The organism is Streptomyces tricolor (assembly GCF_002155905.1).
In the GTDB taxonomy this organism is placed as follows: Bacteria; Actinomycetota; Actinomycetes; order Streptomycetales; family Streptomycetaceae; genus Streptomyces; species Streptomyces tricolor.
In genome coordinates, this window is the sequence record NZ_MUMF01000904.1 from 1 (window position 1) to 2,748 (window position 2,748).

Sequence of the window (2,748 nt, forward strand, 5' to 3'; positions counted from 1 at the left end):
CCGTGCCGTCGGCGGGCTGCTCGGCGCGGGCCGCGGGCACGGAGCCTTCCCCCCGCCGGTCCGAGGTGACCGCCGTCTCGGTCCGCGCGGCGGCGCGGCGCTGCGTTCCGGGGAGCCGGGCGCTCCAGCGCGTGAAGTTCACTTGGGGAAAGCCTCGTGGGTGCTAGGGCGGGCGGGTGCCCGTCCGACGTCGTAGGGCAGTCTGGCAGGGAGCGGGCCGCGGCGGGCGACAACCGTCAGACGCCGGGGCGGGCCGTGGAGTTCCTGGGTCCGGTCAGGACGACCCCTTCGGGTCGTCGGAGGGGCTGTGAGGAGGCTTTCCACCGGCCGCGAGTTCGAACTCCGCTCGGGGATGTTCGAGCGAGCCGAGCGAGACGATCTCCCGTTTGAAGAGCCCGGCGAGGGACCATTCGGCGAGCACCCGGGCCTTGCGGTTGACGGTCGGCACCCGGCTGAGGTGGTACACGCGGTGCATGAACCAGGCGGGGTAGCCCTTCAGCTTGCGCCCGTAGACCTGCGCGACGCCTTTGTGCAGGCCGAGGGAGGCGACCGAGCCGACGTACCGGTGCGCGTACGTCTCCAGGGGCTCGCCGCGCAGGGAGTGGACGATGTTGTCGCCGAGGACCCTGGCCTGGCGGAGGGCGTGCTGGGCGTTGGGGGCGGTCTCGGTGCCGGGTTCGGCGGCGGTGACGTCGGGGACGGCGGCGGCGTCGCCCGCGGCCCAGGCGTGCTCGGTGCCGGCGATGGTGAGCTGGGCGGTGCAGCGCAGCCGGCCGCGTTCGGTGCGCGGCAGGTCGGTGGCGGCGAGCAGCGGATGCGGTTTGACGCCGGCCGTCCACACGACCGTACGGGTCGGGAAGCGCTGGCCGTCGCTGAGTACGGCGACGCGGTCGGCGCAGGACTCCAGGCGGGTGTCGAGCAGCACCTGGATGTTGCGGCGGCGCAGTTGGGTGAGGGTGTAGCGGCCCATCTCGGGGCCGACCTCCGGGAGGATGCGGTCGGTGGCCTCGACGAGGATCCACTTCATGTCCCCGGGGCGGAGGTTGTGGTAGTAGCGCGCGGTGTAGCGGGCCATGTCCTCCAGCTCGCCGAGGGCCTCGACGCCCGCGTAGCCGCCGCCGACGAAGACGAAGGTGAGGGCGGCGTCGCGGATCGCGGGGTCGCGGGTGGAGGAGGCGATGTCCATCTGCTCGATGACGTGGTTGCGCAGGCCGATGGCCTCCTCGACGGTCTTGAACCCGATGCCGTACTCGGCGAGGCCGGGGATGGGCAGCGCGCGGGAGACCGAGCCGGGGGCGAGGACGAGTTCGTCGTAGCCGAGGAGTTCGGCGGCCCGGCCCTCCTCGGCGGTGGCGAGGGTGGTGACGGCGGCGGTGCGTACCGCGTGGTCGATGGAGGTGACCTCGCCGATGACGACGTGGCAGTGGTCCAGGACGCGGCGCAGCGGTACGACGACATGGCGCGGGGAGATCGAGCCCGCGGCGGCCTCGGGGAGGAACGGCTGGTACGTCATGTAGGGGTCGGGCGTGACGACGGTGATCTCGACCTCGCCTCGCCTCAGCTCGGCCTTCAGCTTCCGCTGGAGGCGCAGGGCCGTGTACATCCCGACGTAGCCGCCGCCGACAACCAGAATGCGCGCACGTTCCTTCACCATCCCATGACGCACCCGGCGCTGGTGTTTGTCCACAGCCCCGGCAATTTGTGTGACCGGCGGCCGGGTGTGCGCAGGGCCGGCCGCGGGGGTGGTGCGGGACGAAAGGGGGCAGGTCAGCGGGGGCGGACGACAGGGTGCGAAGGGCCGGAATCGGGACGTACACGCCCCGTACTCCGATCGGGGGGCGCACTGTGCGGAACCTGCCCCTTCTGAATTGACGGTCTCTCAACTATGTTCGTGTGTCGACGGGGTGTAGTGAATGTGGTCGAACGGGTCCGCGACGGGCGGGTTCGGTCGGGACCGATGCCACTTCCGCGCACTTCGGATTCAGTGGCGGGGAGTCTCCGGGGGGAGACGTCATTACCGGGGGAAACACATGCATGTTCAGGACACGCACTGGGCATCCGCAGCCACCATCGCGGGCGGCGGCAAGCCGATGAGCACGGCGGGGGGCAACGGACGCGCGGACGGGGCGCGGACGACTCCGCTGCGGGTGGACGCACAGCGCAATCTGGAGCACGTGCTGCGTGCGGCGCGTGAGGTGTTCGGCGAGCTGGGGTACGGCGCGCCGATGGAGGACGTGGCGCGGCGGGCCCGGGTCGGGGTCGGCACGGTGTACCGGCGGTTCCCCAGCAAGGATGTGCTGGTCCGGCGGATCGCCGAGGAGGAGACGGCGCGGCTGACCGAGCAGGCGCGGGCGGCGCTCGGTCAGGAGGACGAGCCGTGGTCGGCGCTGTCGCGGTTCCTGCGGACGTCGGTGGCCTCGGGGGCGGGGCGGCTGCTGCCGCCGCAGATCCTGCGGGTCGGCTCCGCCGGTTCCGCCGAGGAGGCTCGGGTGCCTCAGCAGCGGGTGCAGCCGGGCGGGGCCGAGCTGCGGCTCGTGGCGGAGGAGGCCGCGGTGGCCGACGACGCCGGGGCCGGGGCGCTGCTCGAAGTGGTCGGGCAGCTGGTGGAGCGGGCGCGGGCGGCGGGTGAACTGCGGACGGACGTGTCCGTGGGTGACGTGCTGCTGGTGATCGCCACGGCGGCCCCGTCGTTGCCGGATGCGGCGCAGCAGGCTGCCGCGTCCGCGCGGCTGCTGGACATCCTGCTGG

Annotated in this window: 2 protein-coding genes; one reads left to right on the forward strand and one right to left on the reverse strand. The window is 72.7% G+C overall.

Features of this window, described 5'->3' with window-relative positions; all coding sequences use genetic code 11:
* Positions 1-274: 274 nt before the first annotated feature.
* Positions 275-1,654: an NAD(P)/FAD-dependent oxidoreductase gene (locus tag CCN44_RS41355; RefSeq protein WP_086704354.1), complete on the reverse strand. Its 1,380-nt coding sequence runs from the start codon at positions 1,652-1,654 to the stop codon at positions 275-277.
* A gap of 376 nt (positions 1,655-2,030) precedes the next feature.
* Between CCN44_RS41355 and CCN44_RS41360 the strand changes: the two genes are divergently transcribed.
* A partial coding sequence (locus tag CCN44_RS41360; protein WP_086704356.1) for a TetR/AcrR family transcriptional regulator occupies positions 2,031-2,748 on the forward strand: 718 nt, incomplete at its 3' end.